At 58.7% G+C, this 23,088-nt stretch carries 26 protein-coding genes; 21 read left to right on the forward strand and 5 right to left on the reverse strand.

Annotated elements, in window-relative coordinates; all coding sequences use genetic code 11:
* Nucleotides 1-50 precede the first annotated feature (50 nt).
* The 9 genes from AC3WOG_RS10200 to AC3WOG_RS10240 all read left to right on the forward strand — a co-directional run bounded on the left by AC3WOG_RS10200 (nucleotide 51) and on the right by AC3WOG_RS10240 (nucleotide 7,721).
* Nucleotides 51-476, forward strand: a complete 426-nt coding sequence (locus AC3WOG_RS10200) for a DoxX family protein (protein ID WP_492577866.1) — start codon at nucleotides 51-53, stop codon at nucleotides 474-476.
* Nucleotides 477-572: 96 nt separating this feature from the next.
* A complete protein-coding gene (gene wrbA, locus AC3WOG_RS10205) occupies nucleotides 573-1,172 on the forward strand; it encodes an NAD(P)H:quinone oxidoreductase (protein ID WP_175053135.1) in 600 nt (199 codons plus the stop codon).
* 112 nt (nucleotides 1,173-1,284) lie between these two features.
* A complete protein-coding gene (locus AC3WOG_RS10210; RefSeq protein WP_492577867.1) occupies nucleotides 1,285-2,058 on the forward strand; it encodes an SDR family NAD(P)-dependent oxidoreductase in 774 nt (257 codons plus the stop codon).
* Nucleotides 2,059-2,115: 57 nt separating this feature from the next.
* Nucleotides 2,116-2,559, forward strand: a complete 444-nt coding sequence (locus tag AC3WOG_RS10215; RefSeq protein WP_492577868.1) for an ester cyclase — start codon at nucleotides 2,116-2,118, stop codon at nucleotides 2,557-2,559.
* A gap of 105 nt (nucleotides 2,560-2,664) precedes the next feature.
* Nucleotides 2,665-3,435 carry an SDR family NAD(P)-dependent oxidoreductase gene (locus AC3WOG_RS10220; protein ID WP_492577869.1) on the forward strand — a complete coding sequence of 257 codons (771 nt, stop codon included), beginning with the start codon at nucleotides 2,665-2,667 and terminating at the stop codon, nucleotides 3,433-3,435.
* Between the two features lie 48 nt (nucleotides 3,436-3,483).
* On the forward strand, nucleotides 3,484-4,410 hold the full coding sequence (locus tag AC3WOG_RS10225) for an NADP-dependent oxidoreductase (protein WP_492577870.1): 927 nt from the start codon (nucleotides 3,484-3,486) through the stop codon (nucleotides 4,408-4,410).
* 146 nt (nucleotides 4,411-4,556) lie between these two features.
* Nucleotides 4,557-5,465, forward strand: coding sequence for a LysR family transcriptional regulator (locus AC3WOG_RS10230; protein WP_492577871.1), 909 nt, complete (start codon nucleotides 4,557-4,559; stop codon nucleotides 5,463-5,465).
* A gap of 645 nt (nucleotides 5,466-6,110) precedes the next feature.
* Entirely contained in the window at nucleotides 6,111-7,193 is a 1,083-nt protein-coding gene (locus AC3WOG_RS10235) for a porin (protein ID WP_492577872.1), read from the forward strand.
* A 162-nt stretch (nucleotides 7,194-7,355) separates the two neighbouring features.
* Nucleotides 7,356-7,721: a BON domain-containing protein gene (locus AC3WOG_RS10240; protein WP_492577873.1), complete on the forward strand. Its 366-nt coding sequence runs from the start codon at nucleotides 7,356-7,358 to the stop codon at nucleotides 7,719-7,721.
* Nucleotides 7,722-7,780: 59 nt separating this feature from the next.
* On the opposite strand, the gene AC3WOG_RS10245 is transcribed toward AC3WOG_RS10240, so the two are convergent.
* Nucleotides 7,781-8,083: a DUF4148 domain-containing protein gene (locus AC3WOG_RS10245; RefSeq protein ID WP_492577874.1), complete on the reverse strand. Its 303-nt coding sequence runs from the start codon at nucleotides 8,081-8,083 to the stop codon at nucleotides 7,781-7,783.
* 337 nt (nucleotides 8,084-8,420) lie between these two features.
* Between AC3WOG_RS10245 and AC3WOG_RS10250 the strand changes: the two genes are divergently transcribed.
* From AC3WOG_RS10250 to AC3WOG_RS10270, 5 genes are all read left to right on the forward strand, one after another.
* Entirely contained in the window at nucleotides 8,421-8,822 is a 402-nt protein-coding gene (locus AC3WOG_RS10250) for a hypothetical protein (RefSeq protein ID WP_492577876.1), read from the forward strand.
* Nucleotides 8,819-9,469 (forward strand): maleylacetoacetate isomerase, encoded by a 651-nt coding sequence (maiA, locus tag AC3WOG_RS10255; RefSeq protein WP_492577877.1) that lies wholly within the window; start codon nucleotides 8,819-8,821, stop codon nucleotides 9,467-9,469. Before AC3WOG_RS10250 ends, maiA (AC3WOG_RS10255) begins: the two co-directional genes overlap by 4 nt.
* A gap of 86 nt (nucleotides 9,470-9,555) precedes the next feature.
* Nucleotides 9,556-10,770: an MFS transporter gene (locus tag AC3WOG_RS10260; RefSeq protein ID WP_492577878.1), complete on the forward strand. Its 1,215-nt coding sequence runs from the start codon at nucleotides 9,556-9,558 to the stop codon at nucleotides 10,768-10,770.
* Complete coding sequence (locus AC3WOG_RS10265) at nucleotides 10,757-11,176, forward strand: hypothetical protein (RefSeq protein WP_492577879.1); 420 nt, start codon at nucleotides 10,757-10,759, stop codon at nucleotides 11,174-11,176. Before AC3WOG_RS10260 ends, AC3WOG_RS10265 begins: the two co-directional genes overlap by 14 nt.
* A gap of 230 nt (nucleotides 11,177-11,406) precedes the next feature.
* A complete protein-coding gene (locus AC3WOG_RS10270; RefSeq protein ID WP_492579863.1) occupies nucleotides 11,407-11,532 on the forward strand; it encodes a hypothetical protein in 126 nt (41 codons plus the stop codon).
* A 135-nt stretch (nucleotides 11,533-11,667) separates the two neighbouring features.
* Here AC3WOG_RS10270 and AC3WOG_RS10275 read toward each other — a convergent pair whose 3' ends face one another.
* Nucleotides 11,668-12,570: a LysR family transcriptional regulator gene (locus AC3WOG_RS10275; RefSeq protein ID WP_492577880.1), complete on the reverse strand. Its 903-nt coding sequence runs from the start codon at nucleotides 12,568-12,570 to the stop codon at nucleotides 11,668-11,670.
* A gap of 130 nt (nucleotides 12,571-12,700) precedes the next feature.
* On the opposite strand from AC3WOG_RS10275, the gene AC3WOG_RS10280 reads away from it, so the two are divergent.
* From AC3WOG_RS10280 to maiA (AC3WOG_RS10310), 7 genes are all read left to right on the forward strand, one after another.
* Nucleotides 12,701-13,687 (forward strand): 2Fe-2S iron-sulfur cluster-binding protein, encoded by a 987-nt coding sequence (locus tag AC3WOG_RS10280; protein WP_492579765.1) that lies wholly within the window; start codon nucleotides 12,701-12,703, stop codon nucleotides 13,685-13,687.
* A 42-nt stretch (nucleotides 13,688-13,729) separates the two neighbouring features.
* Complete coding sequence (locus AC3WOG_RS10285) at nucleotides 13,730-14,986, forward strand: aromatic ring-hydroxylating dioxygenase subunit alpha (protein ID WP_492577881.1); 1,257 nt, start codon at nucleotides 13,730-13,732, stop codon at nucleotides 14,984-14,986.
* 1 nt (nucleotide 14,987) lies between these two features.
* Entirely contained in the window at nucleotides 14,988-15,461 is a 474-nt protein-coding gene (locus AC3WOG_RS10290) for an aromatic-ring-hydroxylating dioxygenase subunit beta (RefSeq protein WP_492577882.1), read from the forward strand.
* Between the two features lie 8 nt (nucleotides 15,462-15,469).
* Nucleotides 15,470-15,781: a non-heme iron oxygenase ferredoxin subunit gene (locus AC3WOG_RS10295; protein ID WP_492577884.1), complete on the forward strand. Its 312-nt coding sequence runs from the start codon at nucleotides 15,470-15,472 to the stop codon at nucleotides 15,779-15,781.
* Between the two features lie 115 nt (nucleotides 15,782-15,896).
* Complete coding sequence (gtdA, locus tag AC3WOG_RS10300) at nucleotides 15,897-16,943, forward strand: gentisate 1,2-dioxygenase (protein ID WP_492577885.1); 1,047 nt, start codon at nucleotides 15,897-15,899, stop codon at nucleotides 16,941-16,943.
* Nucleotides 16,944-16,976: 33 nt separating this feature from the next.
* Nucleotides 16,977-17,675, forward strand: a complete 699-nt coding sequence (locus AC3WOG_RS10305; RefSeq protein ID WP_492577886.1) for a fumarylacetoacetate hydrolase family protein — start codon at nucleotides 16,977-16,979, stop codon at nucleotides 17,673-17,675.
* A gap of 22 nt (nucleotides 17,676-17,697) precedes the next feature.
* Nucleotides 17,698-18,366: a maleylacetoacetate isomerase gene (gene maiA, locus AC3WOG_RS10310; RefSeq protein WP_492579766.1), complete on the forward strand. Its 669-nt coding sequence runs from the start codon at nucleotides 17,698-17,700 to the stop codon at nucleotides 18,364-18,366.
* A gap of 202 nt (nucleotides 18,367-18,568) precedes the next feature.
* Here maiA (AC3WOG_RS10310) and AC3WOG_RS10315 read toward each other — a convergent pair whose 3' ends face one another.
* From AC3WOG_RS10315 to AC3WOG_RS10325, 3 genes are all read right to left on the reverse strand, one after another.
* Nucleotides 18,569-19,795 (reverse strand): porin, encoded by a 1,227-nt coding sequence (locus AC3WOG_RS10315; protein WP_492577887.1) that lies wholly within the window; start codon nucleotides 19,793-19,795, stop codon nucleotides 18,569-18,571.
* A gap of 101 nt (nucleotides 19,796-19,896) precedes the next feature.
* Nucleotides 19,897-21,234 carry an MFS transporter gene (locus tag AC3WOG_RS10320; protein WP_492577888.1) on the reverse strand — a complete coding sequence of 446 codons (1,338 nt, stop codon included), beginning with the start codon at nucleotides 21,232-21,234 and terminating at the stop codon, nucleotides 19,897-19,899.
* A 526-nt stretch (nucleotides 21,235-21,760) separates the two neighbouring features.
* Complete coding sequence (locus tag AC3WOG_RS10325; protein WP_492577889.1) at nucleotides 21,761-22,978, reverse strand: polyhydroxyalkanoate depolymerase; 1,218 nt, start codon at nucleotides 22,976-22,978, stop codon at nucleotides 21,761-21,763.
* Nucleotides 22,979-23,088: the final 110 nt, after the last annotated feature.

Genomic DNA, 23,088 nt, shown 5'->3' on the forward strand with positions numbered 1-23,088 from the left:
AGCAGTTCACTTAATCTTCGTCTCTTTTTACTTAACTTAAGGAACTCGTCATGAACTCAACCTCTGCAAATTCTAACCAGGCCCTTCCGCTGATTGGCCGCATTCTCATCGCTGCCATTTTTCTGGTGAGCGGCTTTAGCAAGCTCACCGCGCCGGGAGCGACCATCGGCTACATCGGGTCGCTAGGATTGCCCGTACCGCTGGTCGGCTATCTCGGCTCGATGGCTCTTGAGCTGGTTGGCAGCGTTCTGCTGATCGTCGGCTATCGCACGCGACTCGTTGCCGTGCTGCTGGCAGCGTATTCGATCATTACCGCGCTGATCTTTCACCACGCGCTCGGCGACCAGAACCAGATGTTCCACTTTCTCAAGAACGTCGCGATGGCCGGCGGTTTGATCCAGGTCGTGGCTTATGGCGCAGGCGCATTCAGCTTCGATAACCGTCGCGAAGTGCCGGTCGCAGGTACCGCCCAATAACGACGTTCGGGACGTCCCTGGGTCGCCCTGGCAAGACACCTGCTGCACCCCTTGCGGCGCCATGATGGCCCGCTTCATCACCCTAAGGAGATTGCGATGGCTAAGGTTCTGGTTCTCTACTATTCGTCGTACGGACATATCGAGCAGATGGCTGAGGCCGTCGCGCAAGGCGCCCGCAGCGCAGGCGCGCAGGCCGACGTCAAACGCGTGCCGGAAACGGTGCCTGAGGAGGTCGCCAAAGGCGCGCATTTCAAGCTCGACCAGGCGGCTCCGGTCGCAACCGTCGCCGACCTCGAGAACTACGACGCGATCGTCGTGGGTACCGGCACCCGCTATGGCCGCATGTCGTCGCAGATGGCAGCGTTCCTCGATCAGACCGGGGGTTTGTGGATGCGTGGCGCACTGAACGGCAAGGTTGGCGGCGCGTTCGCGTCGACTGCCACCCAGCATGGCGGGCAGGAAACCACGCTTTTCTCGATCATCACGAACCTGATGCATCTCGGCATGGTTATCGTCGGCTTGCCTTATAGCCATCAGGGGCAGATGAACATGAGCGAGATCGTCGGCGGCGCGCCTTATGGCGCAACCACCGTCGCTTCCGGCGATGGGTCGCGTCAGCCAAGCGAGATCGATCTGGCCGGCGCTCGCCATCAGGGTGAACTGGTCGCAAAGACGGCGGCAAAGCTGTTCGGCTAACACTTTTTCTGGCAAGTCTTCGAGTGAGCTGGGCGTCATCGCCCAGCGTAACGCCACAATAGATCGTTATGCTAACTATAAATGTGCTTAAGGGCGCCGTGTGAGGGATGCCATGACTGAAGATTTCAACGGAAAGGTCGTGCTCGTGACGGGCGCTGGCTCCGGCATCGGCCGGGAGGCCGCACGAGCCTTCTCCAGCCGCGGCGCGTACGTCTACGCTGCCGACGTCAACGAGCACGGTCTCGCGGAAACCGAGGATCTGATTGTCAGGGCCGGTGGAAAGGCCGCCACCGCACGAGTCGATGTGGCGAGCGAGGAGGATGTTTCCACGTTCCTCGCACGTATAGAAAGAGACGCCGGGCGACTCGACGCGGCGTTCAACAACGCCGGCATCACGGGCGGAACTTACCGGATCGAGGATTACCCCACGGACGACTTCGACAAGGTCCTCAGGGTCAACCTTCGCAGCGTGTTCCTCGGTATGAAGTACCAGCTACCGCTGATGAAGCGAAACGGCGGCGCCATCTGCAATACAGCGTCCGTCGCCGCGCTGACTGGCCCTGGCGGGATGAGCGCCTACGCAGCATCGAAGCACGGCGTACATGGTCTGACCCGCGTCGCGGCGATGGAAAACGCTGCGCACGGCATCCGCGTCAACGCGTTGGCCCCCGGATGGACCGAGACGCCGATGGTGGTCGCGAATAGCGCGCAGAACCCGGCCTTCGCCGAACTTGCCCGCACCGCGATCCCGGCGAAGCGGGGCGCCCAACCGGCCGAAGTGGCCGCCGCGGCTGTCTGGCTCTGCTCGTCGGCGGCGAGTTATGTGATTGGGCAGATGCTCGTGGTCGACGGTGGGATGACCGTCGGTGGCTTCGAGTTGCCGTGACCGACCCGTCTCGTTGTGAACTGAAACACTCGCATTTCAACCGTTCTGGAGCATGACATGACCCGTAGCAACGCAAGCGAAGAAGCAAAGGCTGTAGTTCGTCGCAATACCGAAGAGGTTCAAGGCGGCGGCAACTTTGAAGTATTCGAAGAATTATTCGCGGACGATTTCGTCGACCATACGCCGCAGCCGAACTGCACTCCGGACAAGGATGGCGCACGCGGCCTCTACCACGCACTGCGTGCCGCGTTCCCCGATTTCCACGCCGACATCCATTGGCAGGTTGCCGACGGCGATCTGGTGACGACCTACAAGACGTATCACGGCACACACGCAGGCACCTTCCTTGGCGTGCCACCCACCGGTCGAAAGATCCATTTTGAAACCGTCGACGCGATGCGCGTACGCAACGGCAAGATTGCCGAGCACTGGGGTGTCGCCAATCTCTTCTCGCTGATGCAGCAACTCGGTGCTTTTCCTGGCGGTGCGAAGGAAGCGTGAAGAACCGACTGCGCTCACGCGGTGGCGCTTTGACAACCGCTACGCATCACTAGACTGTTGGTCCAGTACATGTGGTTAAGTTGACTTATTTATAAGGATACCAAAATGAGCGATATTCTTAAAGACAAGGTCGTGCTGGTCACCGGCGCGGCCAGCGGCATCGGTCGGGCCATTGCGATTAGTGCGGCGCGGCACGGAGCGAAGGCAGTGATCGTCTCAGACGTCACCGAAACCCCGCACGAGGGCGGTACGCAGACGACTGCCGAGATCGAAGCGCTGGGTGTGCTCACGCGATTTCAACGCACCGACGTAACGCAGCACGCGGAAGTCGACGCGCTGGTCGATGCGGCGGCCGAGTTTGGCGGCGTCGACGTAATCGTTTGCAACGCCGGCATCACGTTGCGCGAGGACGGGCCCGACGTCGCCGAAAGCGACTACCGGCGGTTGATGGCGGTCAATCTCGACGGCGTGCTTTTCGGTGCGCAAGCCGCGGCACGCCAGATGAAGGCGCGTGGCAAGCCTGGCAGCATCGTACTGATGGCGAGCATGGGGGGTATCGCGGGCGCCGGTATGACCGTCGCTTACTCGACCAGCAAGGGTGGCGTCGTGCTGATGGCCAAGGCCCTCGCGGACGCGCTCGGCCCCGACGGTATCCGCGTCAATGCCGTCTGCCCCGGCACGATCGACACACACTTGCTGCGCACGAATCCCGGCATTGCCGCGGCCTCGGAAGGCTTTCGACAACGCACTCCGTTGCGCCGCCTGGGGAAGCCGTCCGAAATAGGCGACGCTGTTGCGTGGCTCGGTTCGGACATGTCGAGCTATGTCACCGGTATCGCCTTGCTTGTTGATGGCGGCCTGCTCTCGGTGATCTGACATATCAAGGCAACCGTACCTGTACGGTTGCTTAATCAGGAGTAACTCATGAAAGCAATACGTGCGTACGTCTACGGCGGCCCCGAAGTTTTGACGCTGGAAGATATCCCTGACCCGGTACCGGGAGAGGGCGAAGTATTAATCGATGTTGCGGGGAGCGGCGTCAACCCGGTCGACTGGAAAATTCTGGAAGGCAGGATGAAAGCGTTCCTGCCGCTGTCACTGCCTTACACGCCTGGCGTTGAGGTGTCGGGAAAGATTTCGGCACTGGGCGCCGGGGTCAGGGGCTTCGCCGTGGGCGACGAAGTCTTCGGTTACATCGGGATCGTCGGCGGGTACGCCACGAGGGTGATCGCCTCAACGGATCGCCTGGCTTTAGTCCCGAATAAACTTTCCCTGCTTGAAGCGGCAGGCGTGCCTGCGACAGCATTGACTGCATGGCAGGCGTTGCATGAGCACGCTGGCGTCAAGCCGGGTCAGCTCGTGTTGATTCACGGCGCGGCGGGCGGCGTTGGCAGTATGGCGGTGCAGTTGGCGAGAACCGCCGGCGCAAACGTAATCGGAACGGCGTCCTCCAGCAATCTTGACTACGTCAGACGGCTTGGCGCGACGCAGGTCATCGACTATCAGACGGAGTCCTTCGAACAGATCGTGTCGTCCGTGGACATCGTCCTGGATCTCGTTGGCGGTGAAACACAGGATCGTTCCTGGTCGTTGTTGAAGGCGGGCGGTACCCTGGTGTCACCGGTCAGTCCACCGGATGCCGAGCGCGCGAGGCTAGCGGGGGGTGTGGGGAAACATTTCGCGACCCGCTCCGATGGCAAGCAGTTGGCTGCGATGGCCGCACACTTCGATTCGGGCGAGCTCATGGTCGAAGTCGAAACGGTCTTTCCGCTGTCGCGCGCGGCCGATGCCCTGAAAAAGAACTTGACCCGTCACGCTCGCGGCAAGGTCGTGCTCGACGCGACCCGATGATGCCAATTGGCCGGTCTGCCGAAGCACGGCTTTCGTAGATTGCCTGGCGTACCGCCGCCGGTGGGCCGTGGTTCAGCTCGTAAAGCAAGCACCTGATGGTGTGGAGCTTCGACGGGACTTTCGCAACCTTATGTCGCTCTCTCATCATGGACCTGCGTAGGCTTCGTTATTTCACGGCAGTTGCCGAGGAGTTGCATTTCGGACGGGCCGCGCAGCGTATGCACGTGGTGCAGTCCGCGGTGAGCCATCAGGTGAAACTGCTTGAAGAAGAGCTGGGATTTTCGCTGCTGGAGCGTTCACGCCACAACGTTCGGCTCACTGTTCCGGGCGAGATATTTTTACCTGAAGCGCGTGATCTGCTTCGTCGGGCAGATGAGGCCATGCGCCGCGCCCGCGCGTCGGCGGATGGTACGGTTGGGCGGCTCGCGATCGGCTTCGTCGATAATGTACTTTGGTCCATACTGCCGCCGATACTCCGAGACTTTCGCCAGAGGTGGCCGCAGGTCGAATTGACGCTGCATCCGCTCGATCGAAGCGCACAGATCGAGGCGATTCGGACTTCGGTCATCGATATAGGGATCATGCCGTCGCCGTCGCCTGGTCATGCGCTCAAGTCTGCAGAGCTTGCTGCGGGCCCTTTGATGGCGGCCATCCCAGAGGGTCATCCGCTCGCCGTACGGTCGACCCTTTCAATCGTCGAACTCGCGAGCGAGTCGTTTGTTCTGTTTCCCCGAAGAATGAACAGCCGGATTCTGGAAATCATCGTCGCGTGCTGCGCTTCGGCCGGGTTTGCGCCGCGAGTCGTTCAGGAGGCCGAACAGCTTCATACACTACTTGCACTCGTTAGCGCTGGCCTTGGCGTTACGTTGGTGCCTCATTGGGTTGCGCGCGTCCAGCAACTCGACGTCATCTACATACCTCTCGACGACCAGCTCACGCCTTATGAGCTGATCGTGGCATGGAATTCCAACACAGACAATCCGGCGGTCGCGAATTTTCGTGAGGTCGCAACCGGGATCGCCGGCCCGATGCCTCTCCAAGCACTGGTCCAATAGCCCACATCAGCCATTTTCCTGGAAACCGGAACGTGGGTGATGACGTATCGAGATCGCGTAGTTATTTTTAATCGTTAGACAGCGATCACGGCTGCCCCGATAGTTTGCAGCAATGCAAAACGCAAGTCCGGAGACGACGATCGGCAGCCTTCCCGTGATTGACGCAATGGTTCTGGCTTGAACCCTTAGCGCGCCAAATTCCAGACTCCTTACGTGCCGGCATCTATCAATGCCCGGAAGGATCTCTGCGCGCCAAAAATCGAAGGGCGATGCACGGCGGGATTACAGGTCGGAGTGCTCATCCTGATCCTGAACACGGGATTGTCAGCGAATGTGCGGCACGACGGGGAGGGCAGGTAACGAAGATGCGCCGAAGGTCAGATGTCAGGAGCGCCCGGTGACGCATTCCGTAGGATATGAAAGATCGATCATCAGGTTAGTACTGCTACTAAGTGAAGTATGAAACAGACCGTTTCGCGACCGGTGTATGTGCAGCAGGATTCGCGCTTGGCGGTTTGCCTTCGTCTGAAACGCAAGGTTGCCTGCAACGTTCAGGTGACGGAAAGAGTACCCACTACAAAAAACACGAATAAGTGGAAATGCGAAGAGTTTCGAGCTGGCAATTCTAAATGGAGGGGACTTTTGATGAAGAGGCGGATGTTCGCCGGCCTGGTGGCCGGGACGTTTGCGGTTTGTGGGCATGCTGAATCGAGTGTAACGCTCTACGGCATTCTCGACACCGCAATCGAATTCACCAATCATTGGCCGACCAGCCCCACCCAGCCTGCAGCCACGGGCAACCGCTGGGCAATGGCGGACGGGGCTCGCTCCGGCGGCTCGCGTTGGGGCCTCACAGGCAATGAGGATCTCGGAGGTGGACTAAAGGCGGAGTTCCAGTTGGAAGATGGCTTTCTGGTTCCCAACGGCCGTCTGATGCAGGAGTTTTTCGGTCGTAGCGCGTGGATTGGCCTGACCTCGCCGAAAGCCGGCACGCTTCGTTTTGGCCGGCAGTACACGTCCCTCGTGGATGCGCTTTACCCGTCGTCGCCTACAGACCTGTCGGGTACATACGAGCCCGTCGTCGCAGAAGTCGGGGCCAACCTCTGGGAGAGCAACGTCGTCAAATACAAGAACTCTTTCGGGCCGGTGACGCTGATTGGGCACTATTCCTTTAGCAACCTTGCAGGGCAGTTCTCGAATGGTTCGGGTTACGGCGGTGCTGCCTCGTACGACAATGGCACGGTCTCCGTAAGCGTGGGTTACGACAACCTTCATCGGGCGGACGGTGTCGGCAGCAGCTATGCGCGGTTCGAAAAAGCGGCTGTCGGCGTCACCTATTCGACCGCTGCGCTCAAGCTCATGGGAGGGTATCGCTATGGAAAGAACGATCCGCTCGCCGGCTACGCCGCTCGCGACGATTACTTCTGGGCGGCTGCGCGCTACCTGTTCGCGGTCGACAAGATACTGACCATTGCGTACTACTACGACCGCATTCGCACGGCAACCGGAGTCGACGGCGAGGTGACGAGGCCGGCCAGCCCGCAGCAGGTTATGGCTATCGGCGACTACCTGCTGTCAAAGCGCACCGATCTGTATCTGGTAGTGGGCTATTCGCGCCACTCGGCGCTTAACTTCGACTCGTACAACGGTACGTCTGCCGCTTATAGGATGTCGTCAGCTGATAGCAGTCAGACCGGCGTGCAGATTGGCGTGCGGCATTCGTTCTAAGGCTGAAAGGCGTCAGACCGGCTGCTCGACGAATGGCTATCTGTATCGGGGGAGGCGCTGCAGTGGTGGTGCCTCCCTGACGGAAGATGCGGACATAGCGCTCGCAAGCTGCCGGGTAAATCCAAGCCGGTCTCTAACATCTCCAACATAGAGAGAAGAAAAATGAAAGCAGTCTTACAGATTGGATTGGTGGTCGCATTGGCGGCCAATATCGCACCGTTTGCGGCGTTCGCTCAGGACGGCAATAGCAGTGATGTCGTAGTGTCGGCGGATGCGGGCAGCGCACCGAGCGCAAAATCGGTCAGGGCGGCTAACCGCAAGCTGGCCAAGAGTGTGCGTACCGCAATGGCGAAGGCAAAGGGGATCGACATGACACATCTATTCGTCTACGCGAAGGGCGGCATTGTAACGTTGTCTGGGTCTGTGCCGAAGAGTAATCAGGTGGATCGCGCTGGTGAGATCGCTAAGAGCGTGCCTGGAGTCTCGTCAGTCGACAATCGGCTCAGTGTGTATGCGATAGAGCGATAAGCGCGAACCGGCCGTTGACTGGCGTGCAACGGCCTTGACTCTCAATGCTCGAAGTCCGTCTATTGCGCGTCCGCCGAAACTCCCGAGTGGCCCGACTGTGACGAACCGCCCGTCGACGGGCCATAGTTGCTGGTTGTCGCTTGCTCGACGACGTTTTGCCTGGCGACCCGCGACTCCGCGGCCCGAAGGTTCGCGGGGTAATAAGGACCGGTGGGGGCGCCCTTAAAACCAGCGGCTTCGAGTTGGCCGAGTTCGGCACGCACCTGCGCACGTGTGACAGGCGGCGTCGATTGCTGAGCAATGGACAGAATCGGAACGGTCAGAACGGAGGCGGCGACTAGTGTGTTGATCAGGGGTTTCATGGCGACAGCCTTCAAGTTTAGGTATAGCGCTCCTGACATCCGTGTCTGCAGTCAGTGATCGTAGTTTATAGGGATTACCAGCACGGAGCATCGTTTTAGGCCGGGATAGACTGTTGCGGTTTCGCTGCAAATTGGAAACCAGCTAAGGCAATTTGGATTCTCTGTCTTCAACGGCTTCTAAAGATCGTTAGCTCTGCGGAGTTCACGTCATGAATGCGCGTTGAACTCGGATAACCGGTAATCACCTATCGAGATCACTTAGTCGATTTTTATCGTTGGACAGTAATCACGGTAGCGTCGATAGTTAATAACAACACGAATATGGCAGGAGACGAAGATGATCGATGGACCTCTGGCGTCGGGTGCAGTCGTTCATGCCAATACCACGGATGCGTCCAACTTCGCGATCCGCTTTGCGAAACTCTTATGTGACCTGGTCCGCCAGTCCAGGACAGGAACGGCGAAGCCGCGATATACCCCGACTGTGGAGAAGCTCTGTCGAGCCTGGTCTGTCGAAGACGCAATGAATCAGATCGTCGTCGAAGGCGGTACGGATTTCTCCGCGCATCACGGTCTACTCATCTTCTCCGAGATGATTCACTGGTTGTCGCGTGATGTCGATCCGGCGCCAGGCGATCTTGACTATACGGGCGCATCGGAAGGATTTGGCGCCGTTGTGGCCGACAACCTGCTTCATGCGCAGACTGACGGATTGCACCTGACGGATTTGATCTCATGAGTGAGCTGGTCAAACTTCACGGCTACTACCGGTCTTCCGCGTCATTTCGCGTCCGGATAGCGCTCAATGTCAAGGGGATACCCTACGAGGATGCGTTTCATCATCTGCGGCGCGGCGAGCAGCGCGCTCCGGACTACTTGAAACTGAATCGTCAAGGTCTCGTGCCGACGCTGGAAATAGACGGACAGGCGCTGATTCAGTCGCTGTCCATTCTTGACTACCTTGATGAGACGCGGCCAGATCCGCCGTTGCTACCCGCTGATCCGGCCGCGCGCGCACGTGTTCGCGCGTTGGCACAGATTGTCGCTTGCGATATCCATCCCATCGACAATCTGCGCGTTCTGAACTATCTGCGCAAGACGCTTCATCAGCCAGAGGACGCTATCAAGAATTGGTACAACCGATGGATAGCGGATGGTTTTGGCGCCATCGAGGCGATGCTTGCAGGCAGCCCGGAAACAGGGCGCTTTTGCCACGGCGACAACGTCACCATGGCGGACATTTGCCTCGTTCCTCAGGTCATCAACGCCCGCAATTTCAATCTGGACATGACCACCTTTCCGACCTTGCAGCGAATTTCGGATGCGGCGCTGGCAATGCCGGCATTCGAACGAGCGATGCCGTCCAACCAAAAGGACTTCGAATGAACGTCAACCCTCCTCTGGCGCCCTCAACGGTTGCGCCATCACACGTCGAGCCGTCAAGGAGTTATGAATGGAAGGCTGTCACGCTGATGGCCCTCGGCATGGGGCTGGTCGGCATAGATCGCTTCCTCATCGTGCCGTTGATGCCGGTACTGATGCGCGACCTGAAGCTCGATTATCAGGATCTCGGGCATATCACCGGAGCGTTGGCGCTCGCGTGGGGCTTGTCGGCGCTCCTGACAGGCAATCTTTCAGACAGGATCGGCTTCAAGAGAGTCATTGTCCCCGCGATGATCGGTTTTTCGTTGCTGGCAGGTCTTGGCGGACTCGCGACCGGGGTCGGCAGCCTGATTGCCATCCGTGCCTTCATGGGGGTAGCTGAGGGCGCCTTCACGCCTGCGAGCATAATCGCGACCATGGATGCGTCACCGCCGAGCCGGCACGGACGCAATGTCGGAATCCAGCAAATGATGCCGGCTCTGCTCGGGCTTGGTCTCACACCGATCGTGGTGACGCAGCTTCTCAAGGTGATGAACTGGCCGTGGATTTTTCTGCTGGTAGCATTTCCGGGGCTCATCGTAGCGTTCCTCGCGCAACGGGTATTGCGCCGGCCGTCGCCGACGGAAATCGCGAAGCACACGATGACACACGATACTGCCCAACACCGCTGGTATGAGGTGTTTCGTTATCGCAATGTGCCGCTTGGCATCATCTGCATGCTGTGCTGGCTCGCGTGCCAGATCGTCATTGCTGCGCTGTTTCCCAACTATCTTGTCGACTATCTGCATCTCGATATGCAGCAGATGGGTTTCATTCTTTCGTCACTAGGCTTTGGCGGGGCGATCGGTGCTCTCGTGCTGCCGGCGCTTTCAGACCGCGTCGGCCGCAAGCCCGTCATGCTGTTTTCAACGGCGGGCGTATTTCTGTCGCTATGGATTTTTTTGCGAACTGGGGCGTCGCCGGTTCCTTTGTTCGTCTGCCTGATGGTCGCCATGGGTTGTCTGTATAGCCTGATCACACTGACCGTCGGTCCGGTCGCGGCGGAAGCCGTGCCGGTTCAACTGATGTCCACGGCATCGGGCATGATCATCGGTATTGGCGAGGTCTTTGGCGGAGGCGTGGCACCTGCTTATGCCGGTTATCTGGCCAAGCATTTCGGCATCGAGCATGCGGTAACCATGCCGCTCTGGACAGTCTGCGCTGGAGCGATCGCAGTCGCAGCGTTGAAGGAAACGGCTCCTGCGCGGATTTTCAATCAACGCGGGACTAAGTCGGAAGAGATTGGGGGAAATGATGCCCGATAACACTGGCAAGGTACGCGTGATGGAGACGCCCGAGCGCGAGGCTTTTTACGAACGGATCGGCCAGAAGAACCTCGCGCCACTTTGGACGTCGCTTAATGACTTGATTACCCCCGAGCCGCGTAGCAAATGCGTGCCGGCACACTGGCCGTTCGCAGATGTACGCGCGGCCATGATGGAGGCGGGCGGCATCATTTCGGCAAAGGAAGCCGAACGGCGTGTGCTCGTGCTGGAGAATCCCGGCCTGCGTGGCGAATCGAAGATCACAACCGATCTGTATGCGGGGCCGCAGCCGGATCGAAAACGACGCCATCGTGGAGTGGAACAAGCGGGATATCTTCGTGGTCCCGTCGTGGCATCGCGTGCGGCACGAGGCAGACGAGGACAGCGTCCTGTTTTCTTTTTCTGACCGGCCTGTTCAAGAGGCGCTATATCTGTTCAGGGAGGACAGGGATGCGGCCTGAATCGCATCAGGCAACAGCGTCGCGTCGTGGCGAACTTGGTCTCACGAGGTCCGACGAATAAATATTCGCGTCGGGTCAGTTCTATCCTGGCTCGCAGGGCAGACGGCTGTCGACGGCACCGTGTTCGGAACGTCGGGAGCCGTTCGATTAATCGGTTAGCCTTCAGGGAGCAGCGATGGCTACTGTTTTGCTCGTGATCGCCGCTTCGCGGCTGGGCGATTACACGAACAAGGACATCTCGCTGGAATACGACGATCCGCGCACGATGAGCGATAGCGGACACGCCACCCCGGCTGCATGATTCATCAGCTTGCCGCGGCTTGTGCCAATACGCCGAGGTAAGTGGCTCAGGCCGGGGCCTACACGCGCATGGTGGCGTTGCAGCGGCGGCTCACGAGTACGGCCTCGTTATGCACGCGGGCGCGCAAACCCCGGCTCAAAGCGAAAATTCATCAAATATGAGTTGCCGCAGCCACTGATTACTGGGCTCGCGATGATTGCGCGCGTGCCAGAGAACGTTAATCGAGATATCTGGAATCTTGATTGGGCACGGCGCCGACTCGAGACCAAACGGAGCGAGTGTCCTCGTCGCATAAGCCTCTGGAACGACGGCGATCAGATCCGTCGTCTGAAGGATGTGTCCCACAGCCACGAAATGCGGTACGCGCAGACGCATGTGACGCGTTACGCCGGCGCGCTGGATGGCCGTGTCGACCATGCCATGACCCGTCCCCTCCGCAACAATCGAGACATGCTCCGCTTGCCAGAACGCCTTCGGAGTCATGCCGGTCCTGGCCAGTGGATGACCTTTGCGAAAGAGGCAAACGTATCTCTGCCTGAAAAGACGCCGCTGAAAGAAACCTGTCTTGAGGTCAGGTAGGAATCCGATCGCGAGGTCGACGCGTCCGGCCTCCATTTCCTCGCTAAGAGCGTCGGCATGATTGCGCACAGTGCTGATGGAAACGCCCGGCGCAACCTGAGCGAGCCTCTTCATGAGAGCGGGGAGAAAGTAGATTTCTCCGATATCGGTCATCGCCAATGTGAACGCACGAGTGCTGGACGCCGGGTCGAAGTTCGATGTTGCATTCAGCGTGTTGTATATCGCACCAAGCGCAAAGCCGATGGGCTCCGCAAGTGTCTCAGCAAGTGGCGTCGGGATCATCCCTTTCGATGTTCTGAGGAATAGTTCGTCCCCCAGCAGTTTTCGCAGCCGATTGAGCGCGTTACTAATGGCGGGCTGGGAAATCCCTAGCGTGTTCGCGACTGCCGATACGCGGCGCTGCTGAAGCAACTCATTGAATACGACCAATAGGTTGAGGTCGATATCTTGAAGTTCCATCCGTGGTCTCCTCCTTCGATCAGCATTATCACTGCCGATGATATCAACTATCAAGCAGTTTCTATTTATCAATAGAAGCGTCGGCGGCATCATGGATGCACTAACTGACCAGCCCGGAGACACTGGCGCCATGGAAGTATCTATTCTGCCGCTTCAGCGCATGCTAGACGTGCGCGCTGGCGAAAACCTGCTCGAAGTGCTGCGTGCCAACCAGATTCCCATTTCATACAGTTGCATGGCTGGCCGCTGTGGCACATGCCGCTGCCGGATCGCATCCGGCCGCGTACTGGTGACGGGTAGCGGGGAGTCGAATGCACCGATGAGTCGGGGCGAGTCCGTGCTCGCATGTCAGACGACACTCGTTGAAAACTGCTCGATCGAGATTCCAGAGGTGGACGAAGTGGTCGTTCATCCAGCGAAGATCCTGAAGTCGACTGTGCGTGGCATCGAAGACCTGACGCACGATATCAAGCGTCTGCGCCTCGGACTATCCAGGCCGCTCGAATTTTCACCAGGTCAGTACGCGAATCTCCAGTTCACGCCACAGCATATTCGCCCCTATTCGATGGCGGTGACGCAGAACCCTGAAGAGATCGAGTTTCATATCCGGCTTGTACCGGACGGTCGCGTTACTTCATACATCGCCCGCGAACTGAAGGTCGGTGACCCGGTGCGGGTCAGTGGTCCACTTGGGACCGCCTACCTGCGCCGTAAGAACGCTGCCCCCATTGTTTGTATCGCGGGTGGTACTGGACTCGCGCCAATTCTCTCGATCCTCCGGGGTATGGCCGAGACAGGAATGAATAACCCTGTCCACGTGTATTTCGGGGTTCGCTCGAATATCGACGTATACGGCGAACCCTGGCTGAGGGAGTTGCAGAGCAGGCTTCCCCGCTTGAAGTTTCACGTCGTCGTCGCGTCCGGTGAGAAAGTGAACGGTTTTCGTAGCGGTGTTGTCACGCAAGCCGTGGGCGACGACTGGAGTGACATGCGTGGCTGGAGCGCATACATCGCTGGCGCTCCAGTCATGGTCGACGCGGCATCGATACTACTCAGGCAGAAGGGTGTCGAGCCCGAACGCATCTACGCCGACGCTTTTTATCCGAGTGGCGTCTGACGGTCTCACGGCGTCAAAGAAATTCAATCATAGGAGACAGGTATGAATGAGGCTCCCGTTGTATTCAGGAAATCGGAGTGGAAGGGGGAAGGCTCGAGCCGCATTCCATTCTGGGCATACACAGACGAAGACATCTTTCGCCGCGAACTCGAGCGATTCTTTTACTCGGGTCACTGGTGCTACGTCGCGCTCGAAGCGGAGATCCCGAACCCAGGCGATTTCAGGAGAACGGTTATCGGCGAGCGGTCCGTTATCGTCAGCCGGGCGGCCGATGGCGAAATCTACGCGGTGGAGAATGTTTGCGCACATCGGGGCGTTCAATTCTGCCGTGAAAAGTCGGGCAACCGGAAAGACTTCACCTGCCCTTATCACCAGTGGAACTATGACCTGAAGGGAAATCTGGTTGGCGTTCCGTTCCGTCGCGGCGTGAAGCTCGATGGCAAGGTCAATGGCGGTATGCCCGCCGATTTCGATCCGAAAGCGCACGGCCTCACCAGGCTGAAAGTCGCAGCGCGTAATGGCGTCGTGTTCGCGTCCTTCGATCACGACGTTCTGCCACTGGAGGAGTATCTGGGGCCGACGATCCTGCGCTACTTCGATCGTGTCTTCGACGGACGCAAGCTGACTATTCTCGGCTACAACCGTCAGCGTATTCCGGGCAACTGGAAGTTGATGCAGGAAAACATCAAGGATCCCTATCACCCCGGGTTGCTGCACACGTGGTTCGTCACGTTCGGGCTGTGGCGAGCCGACAATAAATCGGAACTAAAGATGGATGCGCACTTCCGTCACGCAGCCATGATCTCGACACGCGGTGCCGCAGGCAAAAGCGAGGTGACGTCTGGCGTCTCGAGTTTCAAGGAACAGATGCACCTGAATGACGACCGAATTCTCGACATCGTCAAGGAAGATTGGTGGGGCGAACCGACGGCTGTAATGATGACGCTGTTTCCAAGCGTGATCATCCAGCAGCAGGTCAACTCCGTGTCGACGCGACACATTCAGCCTAACGGCCACGGATCATTCGATTTCGTGTGGACGCATTTCGGCTTCGAAGATGACAGCGAGGAGATGACGCGGCGTCGACTTCGTCAGGCCAACCTGTTCGGCCCGGCTGGCTTTGTTTCGGCAGATGACGGCGAAGTCATCGAATTCTCGCAGGAAGGTTTTGAGCAGAAGCCGTTCCATCGAACGATTGCCGAACTGGGCGGCCGCGAGGTGGCCGATTCTGATCACATGGTGACCGAAACGCTGATTCGCGGGATGTATGACTACTGGCGCCGTGTCATGGAGGTCTGAGATGCTCGATTTCAATACATATCAACAATTGCTGGCGCTTTACTCGGACTACGCATCTGCCATCGATAACAACGAATGGGATAAGTGGCCAGCGTTCTTTACGGAAGAGTGCGAGTACAAGGTACAGCCTCGCGAGAACTTCGACCGGGGCTATCCGCTCGCGACCTTGGCATTCGAAAGCCGCGGCATGTTGAAAGACCGGGTCTACGGCATGACGGAGACGATCTTTCACGATCCGTACTACCAGAGGCATGTTGTCGGTACCCCACGCATCCTGCACGTTGACGAGGAGCGTATCCGTTCCGAGGCGAACTATGCCGTCTTTCGTACCAAGCCCGACGAGATTTCCACAGTTTTCAACGTCGGTCGCTACATCGACACGATTCGCCGCACGGACGCCGGCCTGAAGTTTGAATCGCGCGTGTGCGTTTTCGATAGCGAAATGATCGCCAACTCGCTGATTTATCCGATTTGAGGTTTGCCATGACACAACAATGGACCAGGGTCATCGAGCTGGTTGCAGTTCCGAAAGACGACGTCGTCGCGGTGCAGGCGAGCGGAAAGGAGCTCGCGCTTTACGGCGTAGACGGAGAAGTATTCGCCACGGACAACATCTGCACACATGGCCACGCGCGATTGTGCGACGGTTTTCTGGAAGGGCATGAAATAGAGTGTCCGCTGCATCAGGGACGTTTCGATATCCGCAACGGGAAGGCGATGTGTGAACCGCTGACCGGGGACATCAACGCATATGCCGTGAAGATCGAGGATGGCAACGTCTTCGTGCAGATCTAGATTGCGCCGAGCCCAGGGAGAGTCTCGAAGTTAAATCCCTGACGTCCCGCTAGCTGCAACGTCGGAACCATTTGCACAAAAATGGACGTCACCGATCCAATCACAGGAGACGTGTATGACCGCAAATACGCAACTCGAACAACGCGCGGCTTATTACGGACAGATCGCCCAACAGAAATTGGTCCCGTTGTGGGAATCGCTGCACAACCTCGTTCCGAAGCAGCCCAAGCCGCAGGCCGTTGCCGCGATATGGAAATACGCGCAGATACGTCACCTTGTCCTGGAGTCCGGGGCGCTTATCAGCGCTGAAGAAGCGGTCCGCCGCGTGCTGATCCTCGAGAATCCGGCCTTGCCCGGCAAGTCGAGCATGACGCCAAATCTCTATGCCGGTCTCCAGCTGATCCTCCCCGGCGAGATTGCACCGAGCCATCGTCATACCCAGTCAGCTTTGCGCTTCATTGTAGAAGGTGAGAGTGCATGGACCGCCGTCAATGGCGAGCGCACGGCGATGCGCCCGGGCGACTTCATTATTACGCCGTCGTGGACCTGGCATGACCACGGCAATTTGACGGTTGAGGAGGGCGGCGTACCGGTGGTCTGGCTCGATGGGCTCGATATCCCGCTTGTCGCGCATCTGGACGCAGGTTTCGCAGAGAATTTTCCCGAAGCGACGCAGCCAGTTATACGGCCCGAGGGTGACAGCTTTGCGCGCTATGGCCACAACATGCTGCCGGTTCGCTACAAGGTAGAGGACCCCGCGTCGCCGATTTTCAGATACCCGTACGAACGCAGCCGCGAAGCGCTCGATCATCTGTACCGCAACGGCGAACACGACGAGTGGGACGGTGTGAAGCTGCGGTACGTCAATCCGGCAACGGGCGGCTATCCAATGCCGACCATCGCGACCTTCATGCAGTTCCTGCCGGCCGGATTCCGCGGGCGGACCTATCGGAGTACCGATGCAACCGTTTACTGCGTTGTGGAAGGGCGGGGCGCGGCACATATCGGCACACAGACTTTCACGTTCGAGCCGCACGACGTTTTCGTCGCGCCTTCGTGGGTACAGGTAAGTCTCGACGCGGACAGCGATGCAGTGCTGTTCAGCTATTCGGATCGTCCAGTACTGGCTGCACTGAATTTGCTACGCGAAGAGCGCGTTTGAAGTCACTTTTAACTATTTTTCAGGTTGAACACTATGGCATTCGTTTTCACTCCAGAGGCGCCCGTCGCTGTTCCTGTCGTCGGTGGGGACGACAAATTCGCTGTGCGCCGCGTCTATTGCGTGGGCCGTAACTACGCGGCACATGCCCGCGAGATGGGATTCGATCCGGACCGCGAACCGCCGTTCTTCTTCTGCAAGCCGGCCGATGCGGTCGTACCGGTTGCGTACGGTGAAACGCTCGATCTCGAATACCCATCGCAAACTTCGAACTATCACTACGAGGCAGAACTCGTCGCGGTGATCGGCAAGGGCGGATCAGACATTCCAGTCGAACGGGCACTTGACTACGTGTGGGGCTATGCGATCGGTCTGGATATGACGCGCCGTGACCTGCAGATGAAAATGCGAGAAATGGGAAGACCGTGGGAGCTGGGAAAAGCATTTGACCGCTCTGCGCCGCTGGGTCCGATTCACCCGGTTACGAGCGTTGGTCACTTCGAGAACGCAGGCTTGTGGCTCACGGTGAATGACGAAACGAAGCAGAAGAGTGACGTGTCGCACCTTATCTGGTCGGTTGCGGAAACGGTCGCTTACCTGTCGCAGTTCTTCCGCCTTGAACCTGGCGATGTGATCTTCACGGGTACTCCGGAAGGCGTCGGTGCGGTCAAAGCCGGCGACACGATAAAAGTCGGTGTCGAGCGGCTCGGCGAGCTGACCGTGCGTGTTGCTTGACCGTGATCAGGAGGGTGTTGCCGTGCAGCTCTACAGCTTTTTCAATAGTTCGACGTCGTACCGCGTGCGCATCGCGCTTGCGCTGAAGGGGCTCGATTTTTCGTACGGGCCGGTGAACATCCGCACCGGCGCGCATCGCGACGCTCGCTATGTTGCTGAAATCAATCCCTCAGCAGCGGTGCCCGCACTGGTCGATGGCGAGTTCCGCCTCGGCCAGTCGCTCGCGATCATCGACTACCTCGATGAACACCATCCGGAGCCACGCCTGATTCCCGACGATGCGCACCAGCGGGCGCGAGTGCTTGAGTTGTCGAACCTGATCGCGTGCGATATTCATCCGGTCAACAATCTGCGCGTGCTGCGTTATCTGCAGGATGAACTGAAGGTGACGCCCGAGCAGAAGGATGCGTGGTATTGGCACTGGATCGCCGAGGGCATGACGGGCGTTGAGCGTCTGCTCGCACGCGCAGACGCGGAAGCATCTGCGCGTGGCACCGCTGGTCCGTGGTGCTTCGGTGCGAAGCCTACGCTAGCCGATGTGTGCCTCGTGCCGCAATTCGCCAACGCGCAGAGAATGGGGTGCGACATGAGCGCTTATACGCGGAGCCTGGCGATCTATGAGCACGCGAATGAGCATCCCGCATTTGAGCGTGCGAAACCGCAGAACCAGCCGGATTACGTATTGGCCTGACAAAGCCAGGCGAGAAGAGGGAGGCAACCTTCCGTTTGCAAACATGAACGCAGATGGAAGGTGACTTCCCACAAACCCTTCCAGCTCGTCGCCGGCAACTTCGCCTACTGGACAAATTAATCGCCCGCTAGTCGCCCGCGTCCGCAAGCGAGGTGCCTACGTACGGACTGGTTGACGAAGGCGCGGGCGATGGGCGAACTATTCAGAATTTATGTCGAAGACCCAGACGTAGGCCGATCTGTTTATCGGTTGCCGACGACGTGAATCCGCTAATGTTAGCGACAGCAGACTGGCCCAATGAGTCTCGACCGTTTGCCTTTTGAAGTACTGCAAGGGCATAGACATCGGTCCTCTTTGAGAGGTTATAGTCGGCCCCCAGATCAAGCTGCAGATATTTCGCGCCTCCGTCCCCTTTGACTGAGTTGCGCTGCGTGTAATCGAAAGCAACGCCTGTGAGCAGCGCTGGCGTGATCATGGTTCGAACGCTAAGCTCCGCGCTGGTAAAAATGGCATTGCCCGAGTAGTGAAGCGGGTTCGGACCGGACGACGAGCCGAGCGATCCGAAACGCGTGTTCGTCACCACCGCACTGATGGTGGTTTGGTTGATCTTGTAAGCCGCACCGCCGCCGATAATCTCGAGGGTCTTCGCTGAAGCGTATCCCGCTGAACCCGGAGACGCCTGCGGTGCGGTGGTAGAACCGAAAGAACCGAGATTGTCGGCAGTGGCAAGTCCCTTGTTTGGCGTATTGCCATAGAAGGAGACATTTGGATCCCGGGCATTCAGGTATCCCGCTCCCAACGAGAAGGAGCCGCCGCTATAGTTGATGCCCAGAGACCATATCTGATTCTGCGTCTCGCTGCCTGCGACGCCACCGAAGCTATACAGGCCGCCCGCGCGGATACCGTGGAAAGTCGGCGTAGTGTATTTGATCGAGTTATTGATACGGTTCGTGTTGCTAAGGTTATCGATGTCGTTCAGGTGCGAGGACATGTAACCGCCCCAATACCCCGACGCCGAGAACTGCTGGACAGACTCAACTAGCGGGTCGTATTGACGACCGGCCGTCACGGTGCCGTAGCTTGCTGACGATAGACCCACATAGGCTTGCCGCCCGAATTCCGCCCCGCCTTGTGCCAAAGCACCGCTGTTCACCATGAACCCGTTTTCCAGTACGAAGATTGCCTTTAGGCCGTCCCCCAGGTCTTCTGTGCCGCGAAGGCCCCAGCGGCTCCCCGATAGACCCGTGGTGTGTGCATCCGTGAGCGCAAGCTGACTGGCGCCGGTATTGCGACCGTTTGCTTTGCCGGTCTGCGCGTTGTTTGTATAAGTCGCACCGACATCGATCAAACCGTACAGCGTCACGCTGCTTTGGGCATGAGCGGTTCCCGCCGTAACGGCAATAAGGCAGGCAGCAGAATACCTCTTCATGGAAGTCTCCGATTTTTATAGGGAAGGAATGTGTGCCTCGAGGAGGCACACCGGTTACTGCGTTGTCAACGCAATGCAGAATGAGTCGACGTCAGACGACCTTAGACGACAGCGGATTGGGCGCTGCGGCTGCCTGGCTGGAGGCCGCATGCATAGATCGCAACCGAGGCGATCGCTGCGGGAGCGGCAATGATGAGGAAGAGGAGGGAGAATCCAATGTTCGCCGTAAGAAATACTCCGCCGACGAGTGCGCCGCAGACCGATCCGAGGCGACCGACTCCGAGTGCCCAGCTGACACCAGTGACCCGGCTCGCCGTGGGATAGTAGCGAGCCGCGAATGCATTGGCACCCACTTGCGAACCGCTAATGCAGAACCCGACGCCTGTCACCGTTACAGCCAGCAGTGGGCCCTGTGCGTAGCCTGTTGCCATGAGGAAGAGCGTGCCGGCCGAATACGCGGAACCGAGCACGATGGTCGGCGGGAAGCGGTCCATCAGAAAACCAATGACGAGCGCGCCGACGGTGCCGCCTACCTGATAAAGAATTGCGATTCTTGCCGCGGCGGCGAGGGACAAGCCGGAGCTATGGATGAGCGTCGGCAGCCAATTCGTCATGAGATAAACAATCAGCAGGCTCATGAAGAAAACACTCCAGAGCAGCAAGGTGCCGCGCCGAAAGCCAACGGCGAAAAGCTGCCGGACCGGCGAGCCTTCGGCGTTAGTTTCCCGGAGGGAAAACTGAGTGTTTTCGTCGTACTGAACGGGGGCGATGCGCGAGAGAAGCGGCCCAATCCGGGTCGATTTAAATCCGCGCGATACCATGAATCGTACTGATTCAGGGAGCAGCGTTGCGAGGAGCGGCACCAGCGTCAAAGGGAGCACGCCTCCAAAAATGAGGACACTTCGCCATCCGTGGTCCGGCAACAGTTGAGCCGCGACGACGCCACCCAAGCCGGAGCCCATCGTGAATCCGCAGAACATGACCGTCGTGAGGAAAGACTTCCGGCGTTCGGGGCAATACTCCGAGGTCAGCGCGATGGCGTTCGGCATTGCGCCTCCGAGACCGAGGCCGGTGACGAAACGCAGCGCGATGAGGAATTCGACGCTTGGCGAGTACGCTGCTGCGAGGCTTGCGACGCCGAAGAACGACACTGTCGCGATCAGCGTCTTCTTGCGCCCAACTCGGTCGGCAAGTGGACCGAACGCCAACGCACCGATCATCAGGCCGGCCAGCCCGGCACCGAACAGCGAACCCAGCACGGAAGGGCCGATATGCCAATCGTGCATCAAAGCGGGTGCAATGAAGCCGACGCAAGCAGTGTCGAAACCGTCGACCGCGACGATGCAGAAACAAAGGAACACTACCCGCCATTGAAACGGCGAGAAAGGTTGCGCATCCAGCCAGGCGCGAACGTCGATAACTGGCGAAGAGATCTTCATTGAATGTCTCCAGAATGTGATTTTTATCTCTGGCCTCCAAAGTAATCGGGCGGTCTTCCCGCCGTCTACGGGAGGCCAGCGCATATTGCCTATTCACGATAGTTATTTCGCACGTGGCGATATGACATCTAGCGAAGACGGGTTCTAACTTGCAGCCGATCGGATTACCTGGTTATTGCGCACGCGTCGTCGAAACGCAGCCCCAACAACGCTTGGGAGGATGCACCGGGTTGCTGCGCTCAAGACAGCCTTGCATCCGGACAAACGGGGCAGTGCGGCGATCCCATAGAGAATCGCCGCATAGACGCCGAAGCATCGTTATCCCTGGATTGACGGCGTCGGAGGTCAATTGGCGACCAGCCTGAACGCCGTTCTCGCGTCGTGCCGGATCCGGCATCGGCCGGATTTTGAGGGCGCGGGCAGGCTTCTTTACGCCTGGTGAGGCGCGAGGACGGCCGGGTGAATCCCAGCATGAAGCACTGGGTCGGCAGCCGATGATCGGAAGCATCGGCAGGAGGTAGCTTGCTTACCCCAAGTGGTACCGATAAATCAGGTCGCGTATCTGCGGATATATCTGCGTGCGCCAGCTACTCCCTGAAAAGATGCCGTAGTGGCCGCATTCCGCCACCGTGATGCAGTGTTTGCGCGCTGCGTCGATTGCCGTGCAGAGATCGTGCGCGGCGTGAGTTTGACCAGCTCCGCAGATATCGTCCCGTTCGCCCTCGACCGTGATCAGCGCTGAGCCGCGGATCGCGTCCGGACGCACATGCTCGTCATTCACCCGCCAGGTACCGCGAGCCAGGCAAAATTCCTGAAAAACCACCCGGACCGTTTCCAGATAGTAGTCGGCTGTCATGTCGAGGACGGCGTTGTACTCGTCATAAAAGCGGCGATGTTTGACGCTCGCCTCCGCGTTGCCCGCCGACACATCGAAGTAGTAGTCGACGTGTGCTTTCAGGTGGCGATCGGGATTCATCGCCATGAAGGCCATATGCTGGCGGAATCCCGGGTACACACGCCGACCGGCGCCGGCGTGAGGACGCGGTACTGTATTGATCAATGTGCGCGCGAACCAGTCGAGTGGTTTGCTGGTGGCCAGCTCGTTGACCACGGTAGGATTGCGGCGCGCGTCGACCGGTCCGCCCATCAGGGTCACGCTCACGGGTGCAGGCTCGCCTCGCGCCGCTGCAAGGGCAACGGCGGCGAGGACGGGGACCGTGGACTGACACACTGCTACTACATGAACATCCGGGCCGAGGAAGTCGATGAACTCACGCACATAGGCGACGTAGTCATCAAGATGGAACGTTCCTTCGGAGAGGGGGACCTGGCGCGCATCGAGCCAGTCAGTGATATAGACATCGAAATCCGGCAACATGGCCCGTACGGTGTCACGCAGGAGCGACGCGTGATGACCCGACAGCGGAGCGACGAGTAGAACGACAGGATGCTTGCAGGTAGAGGCGCGCTCGAAATGAACAAGCCGGCAGAGCGCTTTTTCCATCGCCACGGCCTCGATCACCGGCACCTGCTCGCCATCAATCACGGTCTCGGTCAGCCCGAACTGCGGTTTTGTATAGCGCTTGTACAGTCTCGCCAACAAGTCACAGCTGGCGGCAATCTGTCGGGACGGTGTCGAGTGAAACGGGTTGCCGGCGCGTGTGAGGGTGTTTGCTGTGACTTGAAGCCAGGGAATGAACGGAGCCCACGCTGCTCTCTGCCATTCGTGCAACTCATACAACATTCGGGGCCTCGAAAAGTGATGCAAATCGAAAGACCGAAGAAGCGTCTTTCGCGTAAATCGGCTGGCCATTGTTCGCGGTTTCACGGGACGTTTGCGCAAGCAGCCATGGA

Source organism: Paraburkholderia sp. FW306-02-B (assembly GCF_058782725.1).

Bases quoted from the DNA above. Each gene is read 5' to 3' on its own strand.
- AC3WOG_RS10295 (WP_492577884.1), top strand. From the start codon at position 15,470: ATGACACAACAATGGACCAGGGTCATCGAGCTGGTTGCAGTTCCGAAA.
- maiA (WP_492577877.1), top strand. From the start codon at position 8,819: ATGAGTGAGCTGGTCAAACTTCACGGCTACTACCGGTCTTCCGCGTCA.
- AC3WOG_RS10305 (WP_492577886.1), top strand. From the start codon at position 16,977: ATGGCATTCGTTTTCACTCCAGAGGCGCCCGTCGCTGTTCCTGTCGTC.
- gtdA (WP_492577885.1), top strand. From the start codon at position 15,897: ATGACCGCAAATACGCAACTCGAACAACGCGCGGCTTATTACGGACAG.
- AC3WOG_RS10225 (WP_492577870.1), top strand. From the start codon at position 3,484: ATGAAAGCAATACGTGCGTACGTCTACGGCGGCCCCGAAGTTTTGACG.
- AC3WOG_RS10215 (WP_492577868.1), top strand. From the start codon at position 2,116: ATGACCCGTAGCAACGCAAGCGAAGAAGCAAAGGCTGTAGTTCGTCGC.
- AC3WOG_RS10240 (WP_492577873.1), top strand. From the start codon at position 7,356: ATGAAAGCAGTCTTACAGATTGGATTGGTGGTCGCATTGGCGGCCAAT.
- AC3WOG_RS10325 (WP_492577889.1), bottom strand. From the start codon at position 22,978: ATGTTGTATGAGTTGCACGAATGGCAGAGAGCAGCGTGGGCTCCGTTC.
- AC3WOG_RS10260 (WP_492577878.1), top strand. From the start codon at position 9,556: ATGGCCCTCGGCATGGGGCTGGTCGGCATAGATCGCTTCCTCATCGTG.
- AC3WOG_RS10200 (WP_492577866.1), top strand. From the start codon at position 51: ATGAACTCAACCTCTGCAAATTCTAACCAGGCCCTTCCGCTGATTGGC.
- AC3WOG_RS10315 (WP_492577887.1), bottom strand. From the start codon at position 19,795: ATGAAGAGGTATTCTGCTGCCTGCCTTATTGCCGTTACGGCGGGAACC.
- AC3WOG_RS10220 (WP_492577869.1), top strand. From the start codon at position 2,665: ATGAGCGATATTCTTAAAGACAAGGTCGTGCTGGTCACCGGCGCGGCC.
- AC3WOG_RS10285 (WP_492577881.1), top strand. From the start codon at position 13,730: ATGAATGAGGCTCCCGTTGTATTCAGGAAATCGGAGTGGAAGGGGGAA.
- AC3WOG_RS10270 (WP_492579863.1), top strand. From the start codon at position 11,407: ATGGCTACTGTTTTGCTCGTGATCGCCGCTTCGCGGCTGGGCGATTAC.
- AC3WOG_RS10235 (WP_492577872.1), top strand. From the start codon at position 6,111: ATGAAGAGGCGGATGTTCGCCGGCCTGGTGGCCGGGACGTTTGCGGTT.
- wrbA (WP_175053135.1), top strand. From the start codon at position 573: ATGGCTAAGGTTCTGGTTCTCTACTATTCGTCGTACGGACATATCGAG.
- AC3WOG_RS10275 (WP_492577880.1), bottom strand. From the start codon at position 12,570: ATGGAACTTCAAGATATCGACCTCAACCTATTGGTCGTATTCAATGAG.
- AC3WOG_RS10250 (WP_492577876.1), top strand. From the start codon at position 8,421: ATGATCGATGGACCTCTGGCGTCGGGTGCAGTCGTTCATGCCAATACC.
- AC3WOG_RS10265 (WP_492577879.1), top strand. From the start codon at position 10,757: ATGATGCCCGATAACACTGGCAAGGTACGCGTGATGGAGACGCCCGAG.
- AC3WOG_RS10290 (WP_492577882.1), top strand. From the start codon at position 14,988: ATGCTCGATTTCAATACATATCAACAATTGCTGGCGCTTTACTCGGAC.
- AC3WOG_RS10320 (WP_492577888.1), bottom strand. From the start codon at position 21,234: ATGAAGATCTCTTCGCCAGTTATCGACGTTCGCGCCTGGCTGGATGCG.
- AC3WOG_RS10245 (WP_492577874.1), bottom strand. From the start codon at position 8,083: ATGAAACCCCTGATCAACACACTAGTCGCCGCCTCCGTTCTGACCGTT.
- AC3WOG_RS10210 (WP_492577867.1), top strand. From the start codon at position 1,285: ATGACTGAAGATTTCAACGGAAAGGTCGTGCTCGTGACGGGCGCTGGC.
- AC3WOG_RS10230 (WP_492577871.1), top strand. From the start codon at position 4,557: ATGGACCTGCGTAGGCTTCGTTATTTCACGGCAGTTGCCGAGGAGTTG.
- AC3WOG_RS10280 (WP_492579765.1), top strand. From the start codon at position 12,701: ATGGAAGTATCTATTCTGCCGCTTCAGCGCATGCTAGACGTGCGCGCT.